This is a genomic window from Roseburia lenta (assembly GCF_014287435.1).
Classification (GTDB): domain Bacteria; phylum Bacillota; class Clostridia; order Lachnospirales; family Lachnospiraceae; genus Pararoseburia; species Pararoseburia lenta.
The window spans coordinates 47,960-71,432 of sequence record NZ_JACOPG010000003.1 but is presented as its reverse complement, the minus strand read 5'-3'; the positions used below and the strand labels follow the sequence as shown (position 1 = coordinate 71,432).

The 23,473-nt window shown below is 44.6% G+C and carries 18 protein-coding genes; 5 read left to right on the top strand and 13 right to left on the bottom strand.

Annotation, left to right across the window (positions count from 1 at the left end):
* Window positions 1-212 precede the first annotated feature (212 nt).
* Together H8R94_RS07870 and H8R94_RS07865 are read right to left on the bottom strand one after the other, a co-directional pair.
* Window positions 213-2,714, bottom strand: a complete 2,502-nt coding sequence (locus tag H8R94_RS07870; protein ID WP_186854337.1) for a glycoside hydrolase family 31 protein — start codon at window positions 2,712-2,714, stop codon at window positions 213-215.
* A 198-nt stretch (window positions 2,715-2,912) separates the two neighbouring features.
* Window positions 2,913-3,713, bottom strand: coding sequence for an alpha/beta hydrolase (locus tag H8R94_RS07865; protein WP_186854336.1), 801 nt, complete (start codon window positions 3,711-3,713; stop codon window positions 2,913-2,915).
* 231 nt (window positions 3,714-3,944) lie between these two features.
* On the opposite strand from H8R94_RS07865, the gene H8R94_RS07860 reads away from it, so the two are divergent.
* Both H8R94_RS07860 and H8R94_RS07855 read left to right on the top strand, forming a co-directional pair.
* On the top strand, window positions 3,945-4,769 hold the full coding sequence (locus H8R94_RS07860; RefSeq protein WP_186854335.1) for a helix-turn-helix transcriptional regulator: 825 nt from the start codon (window positions 3,945-3,947) through the stop codon (window positions 4,767-4,769).
* Window positions 4,770-5,032: 263 nt separating this feature from the next.
* Window positions 5,033-7,135: a methyl-accepting chemotaxis protein gene (locus H8R94_RS07855; RefSeq protein ID WP_186854334.1), complete on the top strand. Its 2,103-nt coding sequence runs from the start codon at window positions 5,033-5,035 to the stop codon at window positions 7,133-7,135.
* 95 nt (window positions 7,136-7,230) lie between these two features.
* On the opposite strand, the gene H8R94_RS07850 is transcribed toward H8R94_RS07855, so the two are convergent.
* Both H8R94_RS07850 and H8R94_RS07845 read right to left on the bottom strand, forming a co-directional pair.
* Window positions 7,231-8,844: a sialate O-acetylesterase gene (locus H8R94_RS07850; protein WP_186854333.1), complete on the bottom strand. Its 1,614-nt coding sequence runs from the start codon at window positions 8,842-8,844 to the stop codon at window positions 7,231-7,233.
* A 62-nt stretch (window positions 8,845-8,906) separates the two neighbouring features.
* Window positions 8,907-9,953, bottom strand: a complete 1,047-nt coding sequence (locus H8R94_RS07845; protein WP_186854332.1) for an alpha/beta hydrolase — start codon at window positions 9,951-9,953, stop codon at window positions 8,907-8,909.
* A 171-nt stretch (window positions 9,954-10,124) separates the two neighbouring features.
* Between H8R94_RS07845 and H8R94_RS07840 the strand changes: the two genes are divergently transcribed.
* On the top strand, window positions 10,125-10,703 hold the full coding sequence (locus H8R94_RS07840) for a TetR/AcrR family transcriptional regulator (protein ID WP_186854331.1): 579 nt from the start codon (window positions 10,125-10,127) through the stop codon (window positions 10,701-10,703).
* Between the two features lie 17 nt (window positions 10,704-10,720).
* Here the strand turns inward: H8R94_RS07840 and H8R94_RS07835 are convergent, their stop codons facing one another.
* From H8R94_RS07835 to H8R94_RS07810, 6 genes are all read right to left on the bottom strand, one after another.
* Window positions 10,721-11,425 (bottom strand): MFS transporter, encoded by a 705-nt coding sequence (locus H8R94_RS07835; protein ID WP_178009773.1) that lies wholly within the window; start codon window positions 11,423-11,425, stop codon window positions 10,721-10,723.
* A 289-nt stretch (window positions 11,426-11,714) separates the two neighbouring features.
* Complete coding sequence (locus H8R94_RS07830; protein ID WP_186854330.1) at window positions 11,715-13,247, bottom strand: DUF5060 domain-containing protein; 1,533 nt, start codon at window positions 13,245-13,247, stop codon at window positions 11,715-11,717.
* 54 nt (window positions 13,248-13,301) lie between these two features.
* Window positions 13,302-14,825 carry an FGGY-family carbohydrate kinase gene (locus tag H8R94_RS07825; protein WP_186854329.1) on the bottom strand — a complete coding sequence of 508 codons (1,524 nt, stop codon included), beginning with the start codon at window positions 14,823-14,825 and terminating at the stop codon, window positions 13,302-13,304.
* A 12-nt stretch (window positions 14,826-14,837) separates the two neighbouring features.
* Window positions 14,838-15,788 (bottom strand): transketolase family protein, encoded by a 951-nt coding sequence (locus tag H8R94_RS07820; protein WP_186854328.1) that lies wholly within the window; start codon window positions 15,786-15,788, stop codon window positions 14,838-14,840.
* Complete coding sequence (locus H8R94_RS07815; protein WP_186854327.1) at window positions 15,789-16,619, bottom strand: transketolase; 831 nt, start codon at window positions 16,617-16,619, stop codon at window positions 15,789-15,791. It abuts the gene before it with no gap.
* A 15-nt stretch (window positions 16,620-16,634) separates the two neighbouring features.
* Window positions 16,635-18,035: an L-fucose/L-arabinose isomerase family protein gene (locus tag H8R94_RS07810; protein WP_186854326.1), complete on the bottom strand. Its 1,401-nt coding sequence runs from the start codon at window positions 18,033-18,035 to the stop codon at window positions 16,635-16,637.
* Between the two features lie 135 nt (window positions 18,036-18,170).
* Here H8R94_RS07810 and H8R94_RS07805 point away from each other — a divergent pair, with 135 nt between their 5' ends.
* Together H8R94_RS07805 and H8R94_RS07800 are read left to right on the top strand one after the other, a co-directional pair.
* Window positions 18,171-19,178: a LacI family DNA-binding transcriptional regulator gene (locus H8R94_RS07805; protein WP_186854325.1), complete on the top strand. Its 1,008-nt coding sequence runs from the start codon at window positions 18,171-18,173 to the stop codon at window positions 19,176-19,178.
* Between the two features lie 175 nt (window positions 19,179-19,353).
* Entirely contained in the window at window positions 19,354-20,439 is a 1,086-nt protein-coding gene (locus tag H8R94_RS07800; RefSeq protein ID WP_186854324.1) for an endonuclease/exonuclease/phosphatase family protein, read from the top strand.
* Window positions 20,440-20,482: 43 nt separating this feature from the next.
* Here H8R94_RS07800 and H8R94_RS07795 read toward each other — a convergent pair whose 3' ends face one another.
* Genes H8R94_RS07795 through H8R94_RS07785 form a run of 3 tightly spaced genes read right to left on the bottom strand, consistent with a single transcriptional unit; the run spans window position 20,483 to window position 23,458 of the window.
* Window positions 20,483-21,208, bottom strand: coding sequence for a response regulator transcription factor (locus H8R94_RS07795; protein ID WP_178009757.1), 726 nt, complete (start codon window positions 21,206-21,208; stop codon window positions 20,483-20,485).
* Window positions 21,201-23,183: a DUF4118 domain-containing protein gene (locus H8R94_RS07790; RefSeq protein WP_186854323.1), complete on the bottom strand. Its 1,983-nt coding sequence runs from the start codon at window positions 23,181-23,183 to the stop codon at window positions 21,201-21,203. Before H8R94_RS07790 ends, H8R94_RS07795 begins: the two co-directional genes overlap by 8 nt.
* 23 nt (window positions 23,184-23,206) lie before the next feature.
* Window positions 23,207-23,458, bottom strand: coding sequence for a hypothetical protein (locus tag H8R94_RS07785; RefSeq protein ID WP_186854322.1), 252 nt, complete (start codon window positions 23,456-23,458; stop codon window positions 23,207-23,209).
* Window positions 23,459-23,473: the final 15 nt, after the last annotated feature.

Genomic DNA, 23,473 nt, shown 5'->3' with positions numbered 1-23,473 from the left:
GGCAAATACACCTTTTTCCCTGCTCTTTGCTATTAAAGTAATGCTCCTTAAATCCTTTTGCCAACAACTCCTGCGCCACTACATTCTCAAACAAAGCGCCATTGTTGATGGCTTTATCCTTATTTAAAATGGACATTTCCACCTTAATAATACATTGTTTTTTTCAACTTTTCCAACCGGATTTTGCGATTTTTTTCAACTTTTCCAACTTTTCACATGCCAATCAGATCAAATGCTTCAAAGGAAACTACAACCTGATAATCCCTGTGGATATTCGGATACTTGATCTGGACAGATTTTAAGGTCTGGCTATAGTACCAGCCACTCTCTGCCGCCTCATAGTCCGAACGATTGAGAAAATGTGGCACCTCCATACCATCGACCCTAACCCAGTAAGGCGACTTTTCACGATGCACCATATCAATATGCATACGCTCGACCGGACTTTCATAACTTCCTGTCTTTACAAAGTTAAGTATGGTCTGCTCTCCCGCTTTCATCTCAATATGTATATTAGCGTAGACGCCCTGCTCATAGTCCATGCTTGCGCCGTCATCATCATAGAGATCAAAGGCTGCATCCTGATCCGGCACGCAGAGGATCTTTAAGCCTGTCACCTTTTCCGTCGCCAGATTATAGATCTGATTTTCTGCCATTGGCAGGATGGATCCGCTCTTTAAAAACATTGGAATACTTTCCAGTGTAACCGGAATGCTGATGGTCTGCCCGCCCTCGTAGGCTTCCCTTGTCTTGTAATCATAAAAGACCGTGCCCTTTGGCAGATAAATCTCACGCTCTGTGACACCTTTTTCTACCACATTTGCCACCAGAAGCGAATCGCCCAACATAAATTCCACTCCTTCGTTATAGCAATTCTCATCCCGCTGAAATGCATAGACCAGCGGCTCCATGATCGGCGCGCCCGTCTTTGCCGCTCTTGCCATGAGCGCATACATATAAGGAGACAGGCGATAGCGGAACTGGATAGCATCGCGGATCAGATGCTTGGTGCCGCTATACATCCAAGGCTCCGTTACCGTGTTGTCCGTATTGGTCGAATGGATGGAAAAACGCGGCTGGAAAATGCCATTTTGTACCCAGCGCACAAAAAGTTCTTCCTCCGGTGCCGTGCCGTAAAATCCGCCAATGTCACAGCCCTGATTTGCCACACCGGAAAGTCCCATGCCAAGGATGGTCGCAATGTTGTATTTCAGGCTCTCCCAACAGGTCAGATTGTCCCCTGCCCAGGTCTGGGCATAGCGCTGGATACCGGCATGACCGGAACGGCACACAGCAAAGGCTCTGGTATTAGGAAATACTTCATGTACTGCCTCCTGCGTCAACTGACACATAAGATTGCTCATGACCGGCTTGACCTGCCCGATCGTAGCCCCTTTTCCCTCAAAGAACACGCGGGCATCCTTATCCACAAGCCCTTCGTATTCGCAGTTGTCATTCCAGACGGAAGTCACACCGTAAGACAAGAGATTTTCCTTTAAATATTGCTTCCAGTCCTGACGCACGCTCTCCTTGGTATAGTCGATATAATTTCCCATACCGCCCCACCAGAGTCCGACTGCCGGCTTATCTTCCTGAGGGTCTTTGACAAACATGCCCTTTTCTTCCATATCTTTTTTATAAGGATGGGATAAAAGCATTCCCGGCTTCACATTTGGCGAAACCGTAATCCCACGTTCTGTCATTTTTTTGAAATGGTCTGCCGGATCCTTGAACTTGTCCTTATTCCAGGTGAAGGTATAACGTTTCATACCCTCCCCGGCATCAATCTCGCAATAGCCGGAGGACAACTGGAATCCATCGATCGGGATTTCTTCTGCCTTTGCAGTGTCGATAAATCCAACGATCGCATCATCCGCATCTTTCGGCAATTCCGGATAATACATGGAAGATCCGAGATATCCCAGTGCCGTCTTTGGCAGCATAACCGATTTTCCTGTCAAATCCGTATAGCGCGAAACAATTTCTTTCATCGTCGGCCCCGCAATAAAGAAAAGATCAATGTCACCGCCATCTATGCGAACGGTGCTGTGGTGCTTGGTATAATTGCTGTGGGATCTTCCCATGTTAAAATCACATTCCCAGGTCGTATGATAAAAATAACCGACTGCCTTTTTCGTCTTTTCATTCAGTTTCAGATAGAATGGGATGTGCTTATAAAGGGCATCTGTCTTTTCCGGGTTATAGCCCATGCAGTCTCCCGGTGCCGTCTGCATAAATGCTTCTCTCTTGTTGATCTGCCCCGTACGCTCGCCAAAGCCATAGTAATCATCTTCTGCTTCCATGACACAGGTATGGATACGCCGTCCGTTGCTGTCACAGAGCCAACCGCGATATGGGATATCCTCATGCAAAAGACTGCCCTCTGCATCAAAGATCTGTAAGATAAAAGGATCTTTCTGTACGACGATCCTTAATTTTTTGCCCTGCAAAATAACTTTATCTCCATCCTCTGACATGGCAGCGTCTGCCGGTGTGATCCTGTGGCGATAGTCCTTTAAGATGCCATCCATGCGGTCCTCCCAAGCCGTCATGACAAGTGAATAGGATTCCTCCGTGAAATCCCCGTCGAAGCCTGCGCGGATACGCACAATATCATCTGTCAAAAAGAGGATGCGCATTTCCACTGCATTGGTAGACAGGATAAAAGCCTCTCCCCTTTTTTCTATTCCCAATAATTTCTCGATAATCTTCATGGTAAATCCCCTTTCCCATAGTTTTTCTATATTTTCATACTAGCAAAGAAAAGACAGCAAATCCACACGAATTCTGCTGTCTTTTCAAACATTTCTTTACATATCTTGCTATCTCATTGATTTATGGTAGTTTTTAGTTTTCATTGCGTGCCGCAAGCGCATCTACATTATTTTTGCTCATCTTCCTTTTCCTCCCAATTACTGTAAAAGCCAGTCTAAAATATCCTGAATGTACTTATCCCAGAAATTCCAATCATGACCGCCCTTGTCCTCTTTGTAGATCAGATCTGCGTGTTTTGCCTCCAGGACTTCTTTTACATGCAGATTGGACTGGTATAAAAAGTCCTCCGTGCCGACTGCCTGATACAACTTGGGCACACAGCCACCTTTCACATCCTGATCATAAAGGGCAAAGAGATCGTATTTGCTTCCGGACAATTTCTTCGGATCTCCGAAAGAATCCTCCCAGGAAAAAGGATTGTTCTCATTTTCCTGAATAGTCGCACTCTCATAAAGTCCTGCGATGTCTAAGGCTCCCGACATGCTCGCCGCCTTGGCATAAAGATCCGGGCGGCTGAGTCCCAGATACCATGCCCCATAACCTCCCATGGAAAATCCGGCAATATAGGTCTTTTCACGATCCTTTGTGACCGGGAATACACTCTGTATGAAAACCGGTAATTCCTCTGTAAAGAATGTCTTATACTTTTTACCGCTCTTTAGATCCTGATAAAAAGAATTTTCTGCGGATGCCATGACGACAACCATGCCACGCTCCTGCGCGTAGCGATCGATATTACTGTAACGCACCCAGGAAAACGCATCCCCATAGGCACCATGCAACAGATAGAGTACCGGAAGTCCCGCCTCATAATCATACTTTTGGGTATGGTTGATCTGGGTGATCTCCTCACTGCTTCCCGGCGTTGGCACGAACACATTTAAAGTGATGTTGCTTCCCAGAGAGAAACTGTAATAATGTGTCTCCATCAATGCCATCTCATCTTCACCTCCTCGTTTTTAACAAGTTCCCTTTCAGAATTTGTCTCTTGCGTTTCTGGGAAAATGGTAGCAAAATGGCAATAGCAAAACTACACCATTTTTGTTTTGTGCGTGACATTTTTTTACAAATCTTGTTGTTTCGCGACAGATCTGTAGATAAAACTAACAATTTTTCTTATGATGATGCCAAGTTTTTGGGTAAAAATTTGGGTAAAAAGGAGGTCAAAAATGATCGATCGTGCCGCTATCTTAATGGAACAGGGTGCCTCCATTGCCTGTCATCGCGTGGAGGGCATGAATGACAATATGTCACATTCCCATTACCATACTTACTTTGAACTCTATTTTTTAGAGGGAGGCGAGCGTCACCACGTCATGCAGGATCAACAGTGTGAAACCAAGGTCGGCTCTTTTATGATCTTTGCACCTTATATCATGCATTATTCTTTTTCCGATCATGATGTATCTTTCAAGCGGACAGTCCTCTATTTTAAAGATGAGGCAGTCGCATCCCCGGTGCTTCTGGATCTTTTAAAAAACGGAAGCGGCTTGTATGAACCGGAGCAGAAGATCTCCTCCTCCATTCATTTTTTATTAAATGAACTGCAAAAAGAGCAGGAACAGGAAAGGGATGATCCTTTGCATGAAACAGTTATGGAAAATCTGCTCAATACTCTGCTGCTTACCATCATGCGCAGCACCCAGGCATCGCCAAAGCCGGAGACCCAGAGCCGTATGGCAAAGGTGATCTCTTATATTGAGAAAAACTATCAACACGAATTGCGTTTACAAGATATCGCGGCTGAATTTTATGTGAGCGAGTATTATCTCTGCCATGAATTCAAGAAGTACACCAACCGCACCATCGTCCAGTACACCAATGCCCTGCGCATCCTGCACGCCCAGCGCCTGATCACAGAAAGTGACCTGAATTTTACCAAGATTGCCGAGCAGACCGGATTTTCTTCCCTGACACATTTTAACCGGACCTTTAAATCCGTCGTGGGAACCTCACCATCTGCCTACCGCAAGGCAAACCCAAAACATGAATAGATCATAAGAAAAAGGAGTGACGCACAAATGCAGATTTGGAAAAGCAGGCGGACACAGTTTCGGACTGGGAAAGGGACTTGCCGTAGAAGGATGGCTGGAAGATGCTCTGGCATTCTGGCAGTCTCTGCCCTCATAAATCTATGGCAAAATAGCAAGTCAGGTATTGCATCCATTTCATATATTCATTAAAATATACATAAGTATAAGTTGATCCAGAGACCGTGCCAACTCCACGTTTTTGGTCCACAAAGGAGAATAAATATATGGAATACGACGAAAACCTTTTTAAAGCAAAAGCGAATCGACGAGCGCGCAACATCTGGCTTGTTTTTTCTCTCTTGCTGACTGCCAACTATGGTGCTGATGTTGCTAACGGTCTGAACACACCGATCTATTATCTGATGTTCTTACTTCTCTGCTGGGTGCCATTTTTATCCGGTCAGATCCTTATGAAAGTAAAGGGTGCCGACACCGACCTCTATCGCTATGATCTTGCGATCGGTTATGGCATTTTTTATCTCTTTGTTATCTGTACTACAGAGTCACCGATCGCCTTTACCTATGCCCTTCCGGTGACCAGCCTTTTAGTACTCTATAAAGACAAAAAATTTATGAAATACTGCGGTATCATCAATACCGGCATGGTCATCTTCAGTTGCGCATATCATTATCTGCACGGTTTTAACTCCGCAGCAGACACCAAGAACTACCAATTGCAGATTGCCTGCATCATCCTCTGCTATATATGCTATGTCCGTTCTATCCAGCATCTGAATGAGTCAGACGGAGCTATGACCGACAGCATCAAGTCAGATCTGCACCGCGTTGTTACCACAGTGGACAAGGTAAAGTCTGCCAGCAACTCTATCTTGGACGGCGTGACGGTTGTCCGCGAACTTGCTTCCGAGAATAAGCACGGCGCTGATGTCGTTATGCTGGGCATGAACGAATTAACCGGCAACAACACACAGTTGCAGGATCGCACGACTTCCTCTATGGATATGACGACCGACATCAATGCACAGGTACAACATGTTGCCGCCATGATCGAGGAAATGGTGGAACTGACCCGCGAGTCCGGTGTCCATGCACAGAGCAGTTCTTCCGACCTGGATAGTTTGATCGAGACAACGCAAGTCATGTCCAACTTATCAAACGAAGTAGACCATATATTACATGATTTCAAAAGTGAATTTGAGATGGTAAAGGAAGAGACCGGTACCATTGACAATATTTCCAGCCAGACCAACCTGTTGGCTCTCAACGCTTCCATCGAAGCAGCCAGAGCCGGAGAAGCAGGCAAAGGTTTTGCCGTTGTTGCCGAGGAGATCCGCAAGTTGAGTTCCGAAACCAGCGCATCTTCCGGTCAGATCCAGAATGCTCTGGTCCGCCTGGAAGAGACCTCCGCCAAGATGATGACCTCCATGGAAAAGACACTGGAACTCATCCAGCAGACCATGGAAAAGGTGACACAGACCGGCGAGAATGTCAAAAAGATCAACGAAGATTCTTCCCAGTTGGGCGATCATATCCAGGATATCGATTCTGCTATGCGTGAGGTCGAGACATCCAACTCACAACTGGTAGAGAATATGGAGCAGGTTTCTGACATCATGAGCCATATGACCAACTGCATCAATGACTCTGATGAGACCAGCAAGCGTATGCTCAGTAAATACGAAGAAAGTGCCAACAATATCAATTCCATCGAGTCCGTCATTGAAAGCCTCATGTGTGAACTCGGTTTTGGTGGATTTATGGGAATCGCGGATGTGGAAGCCGGAATGAAAGTTCTCTTTACCTTAGAGGGAGAGACTGAGCCGCATCACGGCGAATTGGTAGAGCAGACACAGGACGGACTCCTTATTAAGACAAGCGAGATCCTTAGCCTGCATAGGGTTACCGGTTGCGAGGTTCAGGTCGTTGTCGGCAATGTCCTCTATTGCTGGAACAAGGCAAGTCTGGATCCAAATACCGACCACAACCGCAATTACAGCATCCGCATTACCGGTCGCCCACGCATCAACAATCGCCGTAAATATCCGCGTATTGATGCCAGCAACACCTGTACGATCACCATGGCTGACAGCGGAAAGACCTATTCCGGCAAACTGGACAACATCAGTGCCAATGGCTTTGCTTTCCTGTCCAGCGATCCGGTCTTTACCGATGCCAAGGGACAATCCCTTACCATCACGATCAATGACTTTGCACTGGCATCTCACAACGTGTTGGATGGACGGATCATTCGCTGTTCCGATCACGATGGCACCTACATCGTTGGCTGCCAGATGCCTGACGACAATGTTTATATCATGGAATATATCGAAAGTCGTTTGCGTGATGGGGCTACGAGTTTTCAGTAAGTCTTCAGACTTCCTAAATATCAAAAATGTGCTAAAAAGTCCGGGATAACCTTTTTTCTTACGGTCATCCCGGACTTTCTTACAGCCACAACTTCTTAACAACGCGTTTCAAATGGAATAGCAGGAATTCCTGCTGCATTAAACAAATTCACCTGATACCAGGCATCTCTTGCAAAACGAATCTGCAGAGATTCTTCTGTCATTTCTTCCAATCTCAAAACCAGACTGTCTCCGTCTACCAAAGCCTGATAAGGGATTTCTCTGCCATTCTCAAGCACTGACAAGGCATTGATGGAATCTCCTGCGATCTCAAGTCCATCTTTCGCATATGCCATCTTTATACGGATCGTATCACCCTCACGTTTTATCCCTTCCGGTCTCGGTGCCTCGCAGAGGATATCCTCTCCATATAGATATTTTCTTGCCAAAAGCGCCAAGCGATGTCCCACCGTGCGCTTATCTTTCGGATGAATATCATGTTCTTCGCCGACATCAGAAATAGACGCCATATAGAGGCCATCCACTGTTTTTGATGCTTCTTCCTGACAGCGACGGATTGTAGCATAATCCAGATTGGTCTGCATCATCCAGTCTCTCCATCCCGGCAACTGCACCTCAAAAAACGGAAGTGCTTCGTCCTTCCATAATTTGCGCCAATCACTGACCAGTCCCTTCATCATATCGGTATAAAGTGACTGCAAGCCCGGCACATCATCGCTCTCGCCCTGATACCAAAGTACCCCGCGTGCGGAAAATGGGGCAATCTGCTTTACCATGTGTTCATATAAAATTCCCGGCATAGTTCTGGCGTCTACATATTCTATGCGATAGGCTTCCATTGTTTTTGCCATCATCTCCTGCAGCGATGCATTCTCATCGAGTCCCAATGCCTTTTTCTGCTCTGCCAGTGCCTCAGGTGACATACTTTCCAGCCCCTTTTGTGCCATATCCATCATGGCTTTTCCGATTTCTTCCATGGATGGTGTTCTCGGAAGAACCACCTGATCAAAAGGACTCAGGCAAGGCTTTCCTGCATCGCTCTGCGGATCTGCCTTCCTCTCCGCCCAGAACTGCTCCATATCCTTGCCTTCCACTGACTTTTCCCACTTTTCCATCCATGGTTTTCCTACACGTTCCACAGTATCCTGGTCCATCCATGCACAACTGTAGGTACCGCCCCAGTTGCATCCTATAATACCGACCGGAACGCCGACCTTTTCTCTGATCTCCTTGGCAAAGTAAAAAGCAACCGCAGAAAAATATGCCAGATTCTCCTCTGATGTGGCTCTGCGCCATCTGCCTACTGCACTGTAATCAAAGTCGCTATCCTGTTCCTCATAAAACTTCTTTGGTACATCAAAAAAGCGCAACTCATGATCATCCAGCCCCATGACCTGCTCATGATATTTTTCATAGCGCAGAGGGAATTCCATATTAGACTGTCCGCCGGCAATGTAAACCTCACCGATTGCTATATCTTCCAGAGTCATTGTCTCTATTCCATCACTCACCTGCAGCACCTCTGATGCAGATGCCACGAGTGGCTCCAGTTTCAGGCAAAAATGACCTGTTTCATCTGCCATTACCTCAGCGCTCTTTCCCTGAATCTCAGCCCTTACCATCTGATTTGGCTGACTCTCTCCCCAGATATATACTGGTTTTTGTCTCTGTAAAACCATCCCATTTGAAAATACTTTTGCAAGTTTCATTTCCTACCTCCATCTGACTCTATTTGTGTGGTATCTCCACCTTAATCATACAATACTGATCTTTACTTGTTCGGAATCTGACGCAATTGCTCATCCACCTGATCGATCAAATCTTGCGACATTCCCGCATAAGTAACAGCATAGGATAACAAATGTCGCAGGGTCATAAGTTTTAACGCCTCCATCATGGCTGCTCCATCTACCTGGGCTGCCTGCTCCTGACCTTGTCCTGCACTCATATGCATAATTGGCTCAATGATCTTCATCGCTTCCGGCTTTCCGGACAAATATGCCATAGTACAGTCAACGTTTAAGAATGGCTCACGATTTCCATTGATACTTTTTGAAAAACGTGGCTGCTTCATCTGCCCATTCGCAAAATCTCCCATAATATCCTTAAGCCACTCGATAGAATCTGCCACCCAATGCGGCACACGATTGCTGTATGCTTCCGGATCCGCTGTCACAGATGTATTGCAGACGCTAAATCCATGCGATCCATGGGAATAAATATGACTTTCAAACATAATCTCATGCTTCTCAAGAGCATCCAACAGATGTATCGTGTTCTTTACCGGTACCACATTGTCTGTTCTCGTTGCAAACACAAAGCAAGGACAGGTGTTTTCATCCACTGCTGCAATAACATCCGGCGCTGTCTTCTCATAAATCTTGGCACAATCTCCTTCAATAACAGGATAACCCAGAATCGCCGCATATGGACGATGCTGACTCATCGTTGCCGCACTGGCTGCCAGATGTCCACCGGCGGAGAACCCGATTACCACGATCTTATCCGTCAGGACTTTCCACTCATCTGCTCGCTCCTCAATCAAAGCCATGGCCTGCTCATAATCATCTAATGGATTCGGCCAAACAGAATCCTCTCCCACCGAATAGCGCAGGATAAAAGCCTGATAGCCTGCCTCAAGATAAGGAAAGGCTACCGGATCTGCCTCTCTGTCAGAACACATAGAATAGCCCCCGCCCGGCAAAATCAACACAGCAGGCCGCTTACTGATATGATTAAATTCTCCTTCCACCGGCTGTGTGTATGCTGTCAGCGTCACATTTCTTTCCCCATTCAATACGATTTTTTCTACGTCCATTTTCTTCTCCTTTTCGTTTTATAAAATGAATTAACATTATATTAACTCGTTTTACACTCTGTTTCAAGATATATTTGTTTTTTTCACAAGAAACGTGTTATACTAATGTAGAATTATAGGAATTTTATACAAAATCACACATTTTCCAAAAGTTAAAAGGGGATATTATATATGGATCAAACTGCTTATTTTGAACAGATGCGTCAGAAACGGCGCAGTGAAATCTTAGAAACGGCACGCCGGATGATACTGGATCAAGGGCTTTTTTCATTCTCTATGCAGGGATTGGCACAGACGCTGGATGTATCTACGGTCACATTGTATAAATATTATAAGAATAGTATTGCGATCATTGAAGACCTTTACCAGGCAACCACCGGCACCTTATTCCAGTTCCCGGATCTTTTCCCCACACAAAAAAAGCCAGAAGATCTGGTTTTGGAGTATATTTCCCTGATCCTTGACGACATGATCTGCCGCCGGGAGGATTTTCGTCTGGTCATGACCCTTGGTCTCTACATCTATCCTGCCGATCCGGTAACAGAGATTCTGCCGGCAGAGCCTTTCTTGCAATACCTGCAAGAGACTCTGCCGCCGGAAGTCTGCGCTCTTTCGCGTGATAATTCGGACTTTCTCTCCTTTGCCACAGATGCCTGCCTATCTTTTATGCAGTCTGTTGCTACCCAGAGCAAGCCGGATCTCAGGCAGATGAAAAAGCAATTATTATTGTCTTTGTCACTGTGGTTTTAGCGCACAAAGGCATAACTTTACTGCTCTTTCATTTCTGCAATATTCTTCTGTACCTGAACCATACGATCTTTGTCCAGTTCGTAAAACTTCATGGCAACGATATTACACAACCAACCGATAATCGGAAGTCCAAAACTTAGAAACATTGCCATCCAGAAAACACCACTTGTAGCCTTATCGCCCATCTGCGGCATGGTATTCTTATAACCGATGGCTGCCACACAAAGGGTCGCAATGGTCGTAGCAAGTGCTGCCATCAACTTATCAATAAAAGAATAGACACCACCTACCACTGCCGGCATATACTTTCCGGAACGCTCCAACTCATAGTCAACAACATCCGAACGCATGGCACCTGCTGTGGTCGTCAAAATCATACGCGTTGCAGTCGTTGCCAACATAAAGATACAATAAATAATTGTTGGCACAACAGCCACAGAAATCTGACTCATACCATCTTTTCCTAAAATAATACAGAAGCCACAAGTCATAGCAGCAACGCCAATGGAAACCCATGACCAGAAAGTAGTTGACTTCTTAACACCATGCTTGGATACATACATACCGCCCAGGAAGGCAAATGCAATACCTACAATCATAGTAAAATTATTGATCATGGTCGTTGCCTTGTAACTGCCGATCAGAATACCATTTAACAAGGTAAGAATAACAGACTGACTTGCTGCGGTCTGCGCCAGTTTGTCCGTTGCAAAGGATCTCATTTATGCACTCAATAAGATCAAAACAGATAAAGTAGATATGGATCAGTTTGTTTCCCAACTTTTCCGGTTCAAACGTCACGCTCTCCATCCCTCACATGGAGGAAGCACTTTGTCACGTTTTTTTGTACTCCATAGGAATTATCGAAAAACACTGTGAAGAGGATGCTTTTTCCTATGTCATGGATACTGCAAAACAAGCGAAAGAAAGAAAAGAAAACTACCAATAAAAAGATCGCTTAGGCTTGTTTTTATAGGCTTAAGCGATCTTCTTTATGCTATGCAGGATATGCTAATCTATTCTGCTTGCCAGAACTGCGATACCTTCTTTGCCCGGCATTTTAACGTCAAATCTTCCACTGACGCCGGTCATAGTTACATCGCGCGTCATATTCCACATATCGATAATCTCTATCTTATACTGATGGTCTTCCGGCAGCTTCCATGGGGCAATACCATTACAATGTCTGCCATAGTAACCGATGTAATAATCCTCACCCACGTGACCAAAGGCATTGTAGTCTTTCATCTTAGAAACAATGTCATCAACCTCATTCGGATTCATAAATCGACTTATCAGGGGACTATTCTGTAATTCTTCCATGCTCTCCAGATGATGTTTTTCCATGTATGCCTGAATATCAAAATCATGATATTCCTGCCACGGCTCGATCGCTCCCGGAATGGCATCTACGATCTCCTTCAGATAGGCAATACGCTTTGGGCTTTCTCCCTTGAGGACACCACCCTTTGCCCACCAGAGCACTTCATCATCGGATAAGAATACTTCACCATGTGTTGCATATGCCCCTTGACAGACAGCCATCCAAAAACGGTTTGCCATTTCCCAGCCGGAAATATTGCCCCAGGTCAAAGGCAGGTTTCCTTCATAACAGCACTCGTCATAGCAGAGCGGTTTTTCAAATTCCTTCATCCAATCAGCCGCCTTTTGTACCAGGATGGTCTGCACGCACTGGTGGGTAATATTCTCTCTGGAGAAATCATAGAATCCAAAACAGTTATGGTTGCTGAGTAAATGATGGTATGGATCATTTTCCACAATAAAGGACTCTATATCGTACCAGTCTTCCATCGTCCGATCCATAACAAGATCATACTCATTTGCCATAGACCACCAGATCTGCGGAATGGCTGCAAAACGACGGAGCAGGTAATCCAGATAGATGAGATTTTCCTCCATGGTCATATGAGAGAAGCCCCACTTATCGTATGGATGGAAAAGGATCAGATCTGACTGGATCCCCATGTCTGCCAGCGTAAAGATCTGTTTTTCCAGATGCTCCCAGAAAGCAAAACAAGGACGGTTGACATCCCACTTGCCATCGGCATCCTTTTCAAATGCATATAATTCCGGATCATTGTGGTTGTAATCATAATGTTTCGGGAATACGCAGTGGCGCACCTTGTTAAATGGTGCAGTCGATAAAGTTTCCATGGTCTGTGCGATTCTTTCTTCTTCCTGATGACTCAAAGCATAAATGGTCGTTCCAAATGGTTTGAAGATCTCCCCGCCATCATAGACAAAATGTGTCCCCTCGGCACGCACGATACCGGCCTTTTTATCCTCATTCGGCAGACATACCAGACTGCCCTCTGCCTGCATCAGACCGCTCACACGATAGGTATAAGCGCCTGCCAGACTTGGGTAAAAGCGCACCTTGTAGTTTCCATCCCCGGCATAAAAGCCCTTGACCTTGGTAGTCTGACCGCCGCAGGTAAATTCTGCCGTCACATCTACCAGAGCCTGCGAGCCCTGTGGCTCCTCTCCTTTGATGGTCAGTTCATACATTTCAAATTGTTTCATTGTCTCGTCCTCCTTTTTGAAATTCATTCATATACACATTTATCACATTACTTTTTAACGCAAGACTTTCTCCATGGCATTGCGCCAGCCCTGCCATTTTTCCTGTCGCTTGCTTTCCGGCATTTTAGGCTCATAAACCTGGCACGCTCTTAAATCAGAAAGCACCTTGTCATCATAAATTTCGGCTTTTTCTCCTGACAAAAGTGCTGCTCCATAAGCCGATGCCTCCTGACAGGCAGATACTTCTACCTTTTTCTGCAAAATATTGCTCTGAAACTGCATGAGATAAGCATTCTCTGTGGCTCCTCCATCGACCCGAAGCACTGACTTTGACATACCTTTATCATACTGCATTCCTTCCACAATGTCTGCAATCTGATAAGCGATGGATTCCAATGCCGCACACACGATCTCATTTTTTCCGGTTGTACGGCTCATGCCATATAGCATCGCCTTAGCATCTACTTTCCAATAAGGTGCGCCCAGACCGCTGAACGCCGGGATGAGATATGTCTCATCGGTCGGATTTGCAGCAAATGCCATCGCCTCTGTCTCACCTGCACTTGTGATTATCCCCAGATTGTCCTTTAACCAACTGACCGTTGCCCCGGCATAATTGATATTGCCTTCCAAAACATAAGATACCTTTCCATCCATGCCCCAGGCGATCGATGTTACCATACCATTATCCAAGACGATCGGCTTATCTCCCGCATGCATCATGACAGAAGAACCCGTCCCATATGTCGCTTTTACCAGTCCCTTTTCCCGACAATTCTGCCCATATAAGGCTCCCTGCGAATCACCGATCACTCCCAGAATCGGGATCGGCTCCGCAAAAAATCCTTCAAAGTCCGTCTTGCCATAAAAAGCATTGCTGTCTCTTACTTCCGGAAGTGTTTTGGCATCCACGGAAAACCAACCGCATATCTCTTCATCCCACTTTAAATCCGTGATGTTAAAAAGTTGTGTGCGTGATGCATTTGATACATCGGTTGCAAAGGCTTCTCCTTTTGTCAGTTTAAATACCAGCCAAGAGTCGATCGTACCCAGACAAAGACGATTTTCCTGTTTGGCACGCGCTACCTCCGGCTCATTTTCCTGCAGCCATGCATATTTTGCCGCCGGAAAATAAGGAGATAACTGCATGCCGGTCTTTTGTCGAATGGCTTCGCCGACACCACCGGATGCCTTCTGCTCCTGCTTGGTATCCAGAATAACGTTATTTTCTATTCGTTTACAAATATCCTCCGCACGCGAACATTGCCAGACGATTGCTTTCGCCAGCGGCTCTTTTGTCTTGCGATCCCACGCAGCTGATGTTTCACGCTGGTTGCTGATGCCAAGACAGGCTATTTCTTCTTGTGCAATGCCAGCCTCTGTCACCACATCTTGCACGACCTGAAGCGTATTTCGATAAATCTCATCGAGATCATGGGAAACCCAGCCTTTTTCATTTACGATCTGCTCATGCGCAATATCACGCCGACAGATCAATTGCCCTTCTGCATCAAACAGAATACCTTTGGTTCCCTGTGTACTCTGATCGATTGCCAATACATACTTTTTTCCTGCCATTCTATTCCCTCTTTACTCAGCAAAAAGCGCCTGTCTTGCTGACTTTGCAATACCTTCGCCATCCATGCCATAGTAGGCAAATACCTCTTGGGAGTTACCGGTAATGACAGGTGCATCCGGCAAGGCAATGTTGATGACTTTCTTTGAGCATTCCGCGGCAACCACCTGGCTCACCATAGATCCAAGCCCGCCAAATGGCGCATGTTCTTCCACGGTAACTACAAGTTTTGTATTCTGTGCCGCCTCAACGACTGCCTTTTTATCCAGCGGTTTCACACAGTACATATCAATGACACTTGCACTGATACCCTCTTTTGCAAGGATTTCTGCTGCATCCACTGCTTTTTTTACCATTTCACCACAGGCGATCAGGGTCACATCGCTTCCCTCTTGTAAAATCACAGCCTGATCCATGGTAAAGGGGCAATTTTTCTCATCGTAAATATCCCCGACCGGATTTCTCCCTACACGAACATAAGCCGGTTCTTTATCCTGTAACAGATGCTCCATCAGTTTTTTTGTCTGGAAACGGTCGCTCGGCAGATAGACGCGCATCCCCGGGATAGCACTCATAGCGGCAATGTCCTGCGCAGAATGATGACTCATGCCAAGCGCGCCATAGGAAATGCCTCCACTGATCCCAATGAGTTTTACGTTGGTATGGGAATATGCCACATCAATCTTGCACTGCTCATAGGATCTGGTAGAAAGAAAGCAGGCAGGCGAAAAAGCGTAAGGCTTCTTTCCACAGTGCGCCATGCCGGCTGCCACCGAAACCAGATCCTGCTCCGCGATCCCCATCTCCACAAACTGGTCCGGGTAGGCATCCGCAAAAGGTGTCATGGAAGCAGAGCCTCTGGAATCACTGCAAAGCACCGTGATCTGCTTATCCATTTTTGCATGTTCTAACAATACATCGCAAATGACCTTTCGATTTGCCACAGTATTCTTATCTGCTGTCATTTAAACCGCCTCCTCTCTCTTTTTTAGATCTGCCATGATCGTCGCATATTCTTCCTGACTCGGCACATGATGATGCCAGGATGCCTTATTTTCCATGACCGGCGACCCCTTGCCCTTAATGGTATTGGCAATGATGACCGTCGGCTGGTTCTTGGTATTTTTTGCTTCTATAAATGCCTTTTGCAAAGCATCAATATCATTTCCATCGGAAACATCTATGACATGCCAGCCGAAACTTGCGAAACGGTCATGCAGGTTTTCATGACCCATGACATCTTCCGTATTACCGGAGATCTGCAAGTGATTACGGTCGATGACTGCACAAAGATTGTCCAGATGATACTGGTGTGCCGCCATGGCTGCTTCCCAGATGGAGCCCTCTGCCAGTTCTCCGTCACCCATGACCGTGTAAACGCGGTAGTCTCTGCCATCACGTTTCCCTGCCATAGCCATGCCGACACAGACCGGAAGCCCATGTCCCAGAGAACCGGAATTCATCTCAATTCCCGGCAATTTGTTGTTGGGATGTCCGATATAGGGGGAGCCAAATTTAGAAAACTGATCTTTTACCTCCTGTAAAGGGAAAAATCCCTTTTTTGCCAGAACACTGTAATAGGCTTCCACCGAATGTCCTTTGCTAAGGACAAAGAGATCCCGATCCGAGTCGTTCTGGTTTTCCGGAGAAATATTCATCTGGTCAAAGTAAAGTTCCACCAGAATTTCCATAATAGACATATCGCCGCCGATATGACCGCCGCCCCCTGCCATAATGATATCCACAGTATCCTGACGCAGTTCATAGGCGAGTTTTTTTAATTCTTTATTTTTCATTTCCCTGCCCTTCTTTCATTCCCCACGCAAGTAGGCTTTGACTTCTTCCTCGATTGGATCGTACAGATCCGGTTTGACGCCAATGTATTTGCATGCTTCATAAAGCACCGGAACAACATCCTTATGAATACCCACGCAGTGATGGATATATGGTCCTTCCACCAGTTTTGCTTCCAGACGCTTGATGTTATCCACCTCTACCCAAAGATAGGTACCCATACCCTTTGGTCCGTCAATGCCCTTGGCATGTCCAAGTAACAAAGAATACTGCCCCAGATCTCCGTCAAAACGCACCAGTGAGACATCTCCGTGTTTTGCCTCCGCGGTAATACTTCCCGGATGGTCAAATGCCAAAGGATAGGTAATGGTCGGCTTTTCGCCTGCCACAGAGATCGGCCATGGTCCACAGTGCTGCAAGAGTTCTCCGTTCGGACAATCCGGATGACGGATGGTCCAATCCGCAAAGAAAGACCGCACCTGCCCCATGCCTGCTGCCTCTACCAGAAGTGCTGTAATGGCTCCGTGAATGTCCGTCTCACAGACCGTCGGAATACCCTCTTCGTTTAAAAGCGCACTTGCCGCACATGGCATGATCCCAAGTTCCGTCTGCAACTGATTCCAACACTGGATAGCAATGGCATTGCAGCCATATTTTTCTGCAAGATGTTTCATGGCTACCTTCATGGCTGCCACTTTTTCCAGTTCATCGTCCTTGATGGCAATATTCATATTGGCTCTGCAATAAGTCATGACTTCTTGTGTCTCGGCGACATTTCTCAGATTTTTCCTGACTTCGTCCACCAATTCGCCCATAGGAATGGGTGCCAGTTGGATATTGAATTTTTCCAGAAGTTCGCCTTCATTACACATGGTCGACCAGAAATCAAAAGGTCTGGTCGAAATCTGTAAGATACGGATATGGCGGAAGGTCTTGACTACGTTGCAGACCGCCATAAAGTCACGAAGTCCGCGCTCAAATACCGGATCTTCCAGACGGCAATTTGTCATGTAGGTAAATGGCACGCCAAAGCGTCTTAATACCTTTCCGGTTGCAAATAGCCCGCACTGGGTATCCCGAAGTCGTGTACCATCCGGCTCCGGGCGCTCATCCAATGGTCCCCACAAAAGCACCGGTACCCCCAGTTCCTTTGCCAGCCTTGCACATTCGTATTCCGTCCCAAAATTGCAGTGTGGTAAAAACAGACCATCTATTTTTTCTGCCTTAAACTTTTCAGCGATCTTAAGCATATCGGCATCATTATAAAGAAGCCCCTCCTCATTGATGTCCGTGATATCTACAAAATCTACGCCAAGTTCTGTCAGCCTCTGTGCGGTCAGTCCCCGGTACTTGATCGCGTCCGGTGCACTGAAAATACTGCGTCTGGTCGGCGCGTAACCCAATTTAATATGATCCATAAAAATGCTCCTTTCCTCCGATTTACGACTTTTTCTATAAAATACCTTGTCTCTTTCTTTATTGAAATGTAAAATAAAGTAAATATAACTTTATTTTTACTTTATTTATGAAATCGATCAAAGAAGGTAGAATATATGGGGATCACAGGAAAAGAACTGGCTGAAAAATTAAATATCTCGGCTACCGCCGTTTCAATGGCTTTGAATGGAAAACCAGGCGTTTCTACCGAGATGCGCAAACGCATTATCGCAGAGGCAGAAAAAGCCGGCTATGACTTTAGCCGACTGCAATTAAAGAAAAATCATTCGGGGGATATCTACTGCATCATTTACCGCGCCCACAACGCCATCCTAAATTACACGCCTATCTTTTCCGAACTGACGGAAGGGATCGAAGCAGAGTGCCGCCATAAGGGCTATGGTCTGAAAACTTTGCAGGTCTATGAAAATACGGATGACCTGACACAGGTTGTGGAGGAACTGCGCATTTGCGGTTGTGTCGGCATAATCCTGCTCGGCACCGAACTCTCAGCAGGCATCTGCCGTCGCTTTCTCGAAGCATCCCTGCCTATGGTGCTTTTGGACGCCAGTTTCGATGCCATCGACTGTAGCAGCGTCCTTATCAACAACGTGCAGGGGACTTACCTTGCCACCGGCTATCTGATCGACCGTTGCAACGAACAGCCCGGTCACCTTTGCTCCTCCTATTCGATTGCCAATTTTTCCGAACGCAAGACCGGTTTTCAAAAGGCAGTGCGCGAACACGGCATGTCCGTCAGCAAGTCCCTTTCCCATGAATTAGCCCCATCCATCGAGGGTGCCTTTTCGGATATGCTGGAGATCATTGACAGTGGCACACCGCTTGCCAAATGCTATTTTGCGGACAATGATCTGATCGCCATCGGCGCCATCAAGGCTCTCAAACTGCGTGGATACAAGATCCCGGATGATATTGCCATTATCGGATTTGACAATATTTCCGAGGGACGTATTTTAGATCCTTCACTGACGACCATTGATATTCCAAGACGTTTCATGGGTCAGACCGCCGTCGACCAGTTGATCCGCCAGATGGAAGATCCTGCCAGTCATACCGTCAAATTGCAGATCTCCACATCGCTCATTAAGCGTTTTTCGGTGTAGGCCGCTATCGTTTCTGCTTTTTCCTATCAATTTAAACAAATTTCTTATATAAAATTTATGTAAAGTTTCCAAGGATCAATGGTTCTATTGCCTCTCTTTTTATGCTAAAATAGAGCAAGGTCGAGATGCTCTGGGGAGGGCATCTTCTTACATTTATCAATAGGGGGTATTTTACATGAACAAAACACTCAAAAAGGTTCTTAAGACCATCCTCATCATTCTTTTGGTCTTGGTAGCCGCAGTCATTCTTTTTATCGGGTATCTGACCATCACGGAGTACAAGCCGAAGGATACCGAGTCTCTGGACATTGACGGATCTTCTTCCGAGACACTCGCCGCAGGTGATGACTTTACCATCATGACATGGAATATGGGCTATGCCGGACTTGGCGAAAACGCTGATTTCTTTATGGATGGCGGTGAACACGTCCGCTCCTGCACCGAGTCACAGGTCAATGACAATATTGATGCTGTTGTGGCACAGATCCAGAAGGAGGATGCTGATGTTGTCTTTTTACAGGAGGTCGATCGTGATTCCAAGAGATCTTACGGCATTGATGAATTAGAAAAGATCACTTCTTCTCTGGATGGTTACAATTCTACCTTTGCCAGAAACTACAAGGTAGCCTACGTTCCTTATCCGCTTCCTACCATTGGCAAGGTCGATTGTGGTATCGCCACTTTATCTGCTTTTAGCGTAGATGATTCCCAGCGTATCTCTCTGCCATGTCCGTTCAAGTACCCGATCCGCCTCGGCAACCTCAAGCGTTGTCTCATGGTCGATCGCGTTGCCATTGAGGGCAGTGACAAAGAACTGGTGCTGGTCAACCTGCACCTGGAGGCCTATGACGATGGCGAAGGCAAGGCTGCACAGACCAAGCAGTTGCGCGAACTCTTACAGGAAGAAGCAGAAAAGGGCAACTATGTCATTGCCGGTGGTGATTTCAACCAGGCATTCTCAAACTATGACAACAGCGCTTATCCGCTTGTCAGCGAAGATATGTGGACACCGGGTGTCATTGATGTCGATGAATTTAGCGACAATCTGACTTTTGTAACCGACAACTCCACACCGTCCTGCCGCTCTCTGGATCGTCCACTTGCCGGCAACGACAGTGATCCAAGTGTATTCCAGTATTACATGATTGACGGATTTATCGTTTCTGATAATCTTACCATCAACACAGTTGAGACAAGAGATCTTGGATTTAAGAACTCTGATCATAACCCAATCGTTATGAACGTAACCGTAACCAAATAAGAAATGACAAAAAGGCGAGAGCACATTTGCTCCCGCCTTTTTACTATGGTAACATTTCATCTTCTATATTAGTTTCAACCTTCAACATGCGATATCCAATCCCTACGTGGGTCTGAATATAAGAATTTGAATCATTTCCCAGTTTTTTTCTCAAAGTTGCCATGAATACTCTAAGAGACGCAACATTGCTATCCCATGCACTTCCCCAAATTTTCTGCGTTATATATTTGTGTGTAAGTACTTTCCCTGTATTTTTTGCAAGAATACATAACAATTTATATTCTATCGGCGTAAGCTTTAATTCTTCATCATCTTTGTATGCACATCCTGCCACATAATCAATTTTAAGCTTTCCATTCGTATATATTGAACTTTTGTTTACATTATTGTCTACTTGAAGTAACGCAATTCTGCGTTGCATAACTCTTAGTCTTGCCAACAACTCTTCGACAGAAAATGGTTTTGTAAGATAGTCATCTGCCCCTGCATCTAAAGCCTCTATTTTATCTTCATCTTCACTCCTTGCGCTAATAACAATAATAGGCATATTTGACCATTCCCGAATCTTTTTTATAATTTCAACTCCATCCATATCAGGGAGCCCCAAATCCAAAAAGACAACATCAGGATCATGCGTTGATGCCTGTATAATAGCTTCTTCTCCATTTTGCGCCAGCAAATATTTATAATTATGTGTTTTCAAGGTAGTTGCAATTAAATTTCTAATAGGAGCATCATCTTCAACTACAAGTATCTGAAACTTATTCATTTATTATTACCTCTCCTTTTTTTAAGTAAAAAGTAAATATACAGCCAAATGGAATATTATCTTTTACTTCTATACTTCCACCATGTGCCTCTACTACAGATTTACACAATGCAAGTCCCAGGCCCATGCTTCTCTTACTATCAGCAATTTTATTTTGTCCCGTATAGAACATATCAAATACATGTTCCTTTATTGTATCATCCATTCCTGGTCCATTATCTGATATATTAACATAAACCATGTCATTTTTATTTCCATATGCAATCTTAATAATCGAACCTGCTTGTGTATATTTTATTGCATTATTCACAATATTTATAACAACCTGCATAATCAACTTCGCATCGATATTGGCGATAATCAACTCCTCTGGACGACAAACTTCTATATCATGCTCCACCTTATTTCTATCAATGTGTTTTAGCGCCTCGTCTATGACATCATCCATAATCTCTATTGATTGATTCAATTTCATTTCACCATTTTCAATACGAGTGACAGACAAAAGATTTTCTACAAGTTGTATCAACCATTCCGAATCGTCATATATATCCGAAAATATTTGTTTCCTGGTTTCATTATCTAACATTTCATAATGGTTACACAAGTTACATGCATTACCTGATATAGAGGTAAGAGGCGTTCTTAAATCATGTGATATCGTACGCAAAAGATTTGCTCTGAGCTTTTCCTTACGGGCAATCATTGATGCCTCTTCCTTAGCTTTCTCATTATCAAGATTTACGAAAGCCAATGCACATTCACCTAAAATTGATAACAACACGCTATATTCAAAAGAACTCAACGATTCATGTTCCACTAAAATCCCTAGGATTCCATATACAATGTCATTGTTCCGAACTGCCAGATATAAATGTTTGGCTTCTGAAAATTTTTCTGTTGTAGCACCTGCTCTCTTTTTATTTTTCAACACCCACTGCACCACTTCATCTTCTGAATCATCCATATATATTTCACTATTTCCATATACTTCTTTTGCATAAATATAACCATTGTCTATCCTTCCATTTTTAACTGGATAAATGACGATATCTTTGTCCAATAACAGAATCACCTGATTTGCCATTACTTGTAATACATCATCATACGTTCTACTTTTCTGTAGAAGTTGATTTGTGTCAAATAATACTTTTGTCCGATAAGCAGCGCGAGCAGACTCTCTTGCGCTGTCTTTCAGGCGATATGCCAATGAGCCTGTGAGTAATGCGGCAAGTAACATGATAATAAACGTCACATAATATCCCGGTTCATATGCATGAAAGGTATATCTCGGCTCCGTAAAAATATAATTAAAAAGAAGTACACTACACAACGAACTAATTAAGCTGCAAAAATGACTTTTTGTTAAGACAGCATTAAGCAAAACCCCAAAGATATACACCGTAATAATGTTAGCCTCTGTAAATCCGCTACGACTAAAACACAATCCCAACACTGTCGTAACCAGCAACAGTGTTACGGTAATAAAAATATCCTTTTTGGTTGGTATAATATACTCCGTCAGTCTTATCTTTCGGTTTTCCTTTATGTCCATTTTTGAATCCGGGATAATATAGATGTCTACATTAGGAGCAGTCATAATGAGTTGCTCGGTTAAAGTCTGCTTCTCCCAAAAATAAAATTTTTTTGTGTTGCTTCTACCAATCACAATTTTTGTGACACCAGAGATTCTGGCAAATTCCGCTATCTGAAATGAGATATTTTCCCCAATAACAGTCGTAATTTCCGCTCCTTTATCCTCTGCATATCTTATGTTATTTTGTAATCTCTCCCGATCCACCTCATTGAGTGAATTCTGCCTTACATTTGATACATATAAAGCTGTAAATTCTGCATGAAATGCATTTGCAAGATTTGCCGCTTCATCAATAATCCTTTTGTTAGAAGGTGACGATGACAGACATACCAGGATATGTTGCTGTTTTTCTCTTACTATACTATCATTTTGACTCATTCAGTTTATGCTCCAATTTTTTCTTACATCATACCACTTTTTTCTATTAAGATAATCTCAAAATTTATATGATCCTTTCTAAACTTGTCAATTTCCTTGTCAATCTCCTCAAGTGACATATTTCCAGATAAACGAACGACCAATGGCTTCCTTTTTTCCATTTCTTTTGTCATTCTTCTCTCATTTTCTAATAGAAAACGATCTACAGCCCTCATCACATAATATCCAAAAACAAAAATTGCCGTAATTACCAATACTACTATGATATTTCCCAATCAAATCGCCTCATT